2 rRNA genes are annotated in these 5,062 nt (G+C 49.7%); both read left to right on the top strand.

The features are described from left to right. Positions 1 to 243 precede the first annotated feature (243 nt). Positions 244 to 1,786: ribosomal RNA gene (locus AB4160_RS09835) — 16S ribosomal RNA — on the top strand. A 377-nt stretch (positions 1,787 to 2,163) separates the two neighbouring features. Beyond that, positions 2,164 to 5,055, top strand: a 23S ribosomal RNA gene (locus AB4160_RS09840). The 16S and 23S rRNA genes sit together here, the layout of an rRNA operon. Positions 5,056 to 5,062: the final 7 nt, after the last annotated feature.

Raw genomic sequence — 5,062 nt, forward strand, 5'->3', positions numbered from 1 at the left:
CGCTCTTTAACAATTTATCAAGTAATCTGTGTGGACACTCACAGGTGTTGAGTTAATCGAAATTGCTCATTCTTTCTCGTAAAGAGTGAAGCAATCAAAATTATTACTCAATGTAACGATGAGTGTTCATAGCAATATGTAACAAACGTTTTAGAGATTCTTCCGAGTCTTTAAATCGAAATCAGAATTCATTGAGCCGAAACGAAGCTTTTATTTATAAGAGTGGTTGTTTCAACAAAACTTTAATTGAAGAGTTTGATCATGGCTCAGATTGAACGCTGGCGGCAGGCCTAACACATGCAAGTCGAGCGGTAACAGGAATTAGCTTGCTAATTTGCTGACGAGCGGCGGACGGGTGAGTAATGCCTAGGGATCTGCCCAGTCGAGGGGGATAACAGTTGGAAACGACTGCTAATACCGCATACGCCCTACGGGGGAAAGGAGGGGACCTTCGGGCCTTTCGCGATTGGATGAACCTAGGTGGGATTAGCTAGTTGGTGAGGTAATGGCTCACCAAGGCGACGATCCCTAGCTGTTCTGAGAGGATGATCAGCCACACTGGGACTGAGACACGGCCCAGACTCCTACGGGAGGCAGCAGTGGGGAATATTGCACAATGGGCGAAAGCCTGATGCAGCCATGCCGCGTGTGTGAAGAAGGCCTTCGGGTTGTAAAGCACTTTCAGTAGGGAGGAAAGGTTAACGGTTAATAACCGTTAGCTGTGACGTTACCTACAGAAGAAGGACCGGCTAACTTCGTGCCAGCAGCCGCGGTAATACGAGGGGTCCAAGCGTTAATCGGAATTACTGGGCGTAAAGCGTACGCAGGCGGTTCATTAAGCCAGATGTGAAATCCCCGGGCTCAACCTGGGAATTGCATTTGGAACTGGTGAACTAGAGTCTTGTAGAGGGGGGTAGAATTTCAGGTGTAGCGGTGAAATGCGTAGAGATCTGAAGGAATACCGGTGGCGAAGGCGGCCCCCTGGACAAAGACTGACGCTCATGTACGAAAGCGTGGGGAGCAAACAGGATTAGATACCCTGGTAGTCCACGCCGTAAACGATGTCTACTCGGAGTTTGGTGCCTTGAGCACTGGGCTCCCAAGCTAACGCATTAAGTAGACCGCCTGGGGAGTACGGCCGCAAGGTTAAAACTCAAATGAATTGACGGGGGCCCGCACAAGCGGTGGAGCATGTGGTTTAATTCGATGCAACGCGAAGAACCTTACCTACTCTTGACATCCAGAGAATTCGCTAGAGATAGCTTAGTGCCTTCGGGAACTCTGAGACAGGTGCTGCATGGCTGTCGTCAGCTCGTGTTGTGAAATGTTGGGTTAAGTCCCGCAACGAGCGCAACCCCTATCCTTATTTGCCAGCGCGTAATGGCGGGAACTCTAGGGAGACTGCCGGTGATAAACCGGAGGAAGGTGGGGACGACGTCAAGTCATCATGGCCCTTACGAGTAGGGCTACACACGTGCTACAATGGCGTATACAGAGGGTTGCAAAGCCGCAAGGTCTAGCTAATCTCACAAAGTACGTCGTAGTCCGGATTGGAGTCTGCAACTCGACTCCATGAAGTCGGAATCGCTAGTAATCGTAGATCAGAATGCTACGGTGAATACGTTCCCGGGCCTTGTACACACCGCCCGTCACACCATGGGAGTGGGCTGCACCAGAAGTAGATAGTCTAACCTTCGGGAGGACGTTTACCACGGTGTGGTTCATGACTGGGGTGAAGTCGTAACAAGGTAGCCCTAGGGGAACCTGGGGCTGGATCACCTCCTTACCTATACGACTAACTTAATGTTTGTTGAGTGTTCACACAGATTGCTTGTTAACTTCTTCGGAAGTTGAGCGAAATGCGCCGCTGGCCGGTTAGCATTGTTCTTTAACAATTTGGAAAGCTGATAGTATTTAATACGATGATGTCTGTCGTTGTATTAATTACAAATCGTATTATTGGGAAATTAATCCTTTTCTGATAATACATTGAGTTCTCAAAACACTTTATTAAGTGTCTTGAATATTCTAAAAACTAAGGCGAATTTGTGTACTCGCAAGAGATGCAAATTATGTAATAAACCAGCTAGTTACGATACAGCTGTTAGGGCTACCCGCTCTGACAACGATTAAGTTTCCTTGTGAAACTCATTTGGGTTGTATGGTTAAGTGACTAAGCGTATACGGTGGATGCCTTGGCAGTCAGAGGCGATGAAGGACGTAGTAACTTGCGAAAAGCGTTGGCGAGCTAGTAACAAGCATTTGAGCTAACGATGTCCGAATGGGGAAACCCGGCCACATAAGTGGTCATCATAACGTGAATACATAGCGTTATGAGGCGAACCTGGGGAACTGAAACATCTAAGTACCCAGAGGAAAAGAAATCAACCGAGATTCCCCTAGTAGCGGCGAGCGAACGGGGATTAGCCCTTAAGTCTATGGGGTGTTAGTGGAATGAGTTGGAAAGCTCAACGGTACAGGGTGATAGTCCCGTACATGAAAACTAACCATAGATGAAAACGAGTAAGGCGGGACACGTGACATCCTGTTTGAATATGGGGGGACCATCCTCCAAGGCTAAATACTCCTGACTGACCGATAGTGAACCAGTACCGTGAGGGAAAGGCGAAAAGAACCCCTGTGAGGGGAGTGAAATAGAACCTGAAACCGTGTACGTACAAGCAGTGGGAGCGGTTCTTGAGACCGTGACTGCGTACCTTTTGTATAATGGGTCAGCGACTTACGTTTTGTAGCGAGGTTAAGCGAATAGCGGAGCCGTAGGGAAACCGAGTGTTAACTGCGCGTTTAGTTGCAAGGCGTAGACCCGAAACCGAGTGATCTAGCCATGGGCAGGTTGAAGGTTGAGTAACATCAACTGGAGGACCGAACCGACTAATGTTGAAAAATTAGCGGATGACTTGTGGCTGGGGGTGAAAGGCCAATCAAACTCGGAGATATCTGGTTCTCCTCGAAAGCTATTTAGGTAGCGCCTCGAGCGAATACCACTGGGGGTAGAGCACTGTTAAGGCTAGGGGGTCATCCCGACTTACCAACCCTTTGCAAACTCCGAATACCAGTGAGTACTACTCGGGAGACAGACGGCGGGTGCTAACGTCCGTCGTCAAAAGGGAAACAACCCAGACCATCAGCTAAGGTCCCAAAGTTATTGCTAAGTGGGAAACGATGTGGGAAGGCTTAGACAGCTAGGATGTTGGCTTAGAAGCAGCCATCATTTAAAGAAAGCGTAATAGCTCACTAGTCGAGTCGGCCTGCGCGGAAGATTTAACGGGGCTAAGCAATACACCGAAGCTATGGGTTTGCTCTTATGAGCAAGCGGTAGAGGAGCGTTCTGTAAGCGGTTGAAGGTGAAGGGGTAACCCACACTGGACGTATCAGAAGTGCGAATGCTGACATGAGTAACGATAAAGGGAGTGAAAAACTCCCTCGCCGAAAGACCAAGGGTTCCTGTCCAACGTTAATCGGGGCAGGGTGAGTCGACCCCTAAGGCGAGGCCGAAAGGCGTAGTCGATGGGAAACGGGTCAATATTCCCGTACTTCTGCTAACTGCGATGGAGAGACGGAGAAGGCTAGGCTAGCGCGGCGTTGGTAGTCCGCGTTTAAGGTTGTAGGCTGTTCACTTAGGCAAATCCGGGTGAACATTAGGCTGAGAGCTGATGACGAGTCACTAAGGTGATGAAGTAGTTGATGCCATGCTTCCAGGAAAATCTTCTAAGCTTCAGGTTAGTAGGAATCGTACCCCAAACCGACACAGGTGGTCGGGTAGAGAATACCAAGGCGCTTGAGAGAACTCGGCTGAAGGAACTAGGCAAAATGGTACCGTAACTTCGGGAGAAGGTACGCTGCTGTTGGTGATGGGACTTGCTCCCTAAGCTGACGGCAGTCGCAGATACCAGGTGGCTGCAACTGTTTATCAAAAACACAGTACTGTGCAAAATCGCAAGATGACGTATACGGTATGACGCCTGCCCGGTGCTTGAAGGTTAATTGATTGGGTTATCTTCGGAGAAGCTCATGATCGAAGCCCAAGTAAACGGCGGCCGTAACTATAACGGTCCTAAGGTAGCGAAATTCCTTGTCGGGTAAGTTCCGACCTGCACGAATGGCGTAATGATGGCCACGCTGTCTCCAGCCGAGACTCAGTGAAGTTGAAATTGCGGTGAAGATGCCGTATACCCGCGGCTAGACGGAAAGACCCCGTGAACCTTTACTATAGCTTGGCACTGAACATTGAACCTACATGTGTAGGATAGGTGGGAGACTTTGAAGCTTCGTCGCTAGATGGAGTGGAGTCAATCTTGAAATACCACCCTTGTAGTTTTGATGTTCTAACCGCGGCCCCTTATCGGGGTTCGGGACAGTGCCTGGTGGGTAGTTTGACTGGGGCGGTCTCCTCCCAAAGAGTAACGGAGGAGCACGAAGGTTGGCTAAGTACGGTCGGACATCGTACGGTTAGTGCAATGGCATAAGCCAGCTTAACTGCGAGACATACACGTCGAGCAGGTACGAAAGTAGGTCATAGTGATCCGGTGGTTCTGTATGGAAGGGCCATCGCTCAACGGATAAAAGGTACTCCGGGGATAACAGGCTGATACCGCCCAAGAGTTCATATCGACGGCGGTGTTTGGCACCTCGATGTCGGCTCATCACATCCTGGGGCTGAAGTCGGTCCCAAGGGTATGGCTGTTCGCCATTTAAAGTGGTACGCGAGCTGGGTTCAGAACGTCGTGAGACAGTTCGGTCCCTATCTGCCGTGGGCGTTGGATGATTGAAGGAAGCTGCTCCTAGTACGAGAGGACCGGAGTGGACGAACCGCTGGTGTTCGGGTTGTTATGCCAATAGCATTGCCCGGTAGCTACGTTCGGAATCGATAACCGCTGAAAGCATCTAAGCGGGAAGCGAGTCCTAAGATGAGTCATCCCTAGAGATTTAATCTCTCTAAAGAGCCGTTCGAGACTAGGACGTTGATAGGCAGGGTGTGTAAGCGTTGTGAGGCGTTGAGCTAACCTGTACTAATGACTCGTGAGGCTTAACCATACAACCC

Origin of the sequence: Shewanella sp. 10N.286.51.B8 (assembly GCF_041469325.1) — a bacterium.
Lineage (GTDB): Bacteria > Pseudomonadota > Gammaproteobacteria > Enterobacterales > Shewanellaceae > Shewanella.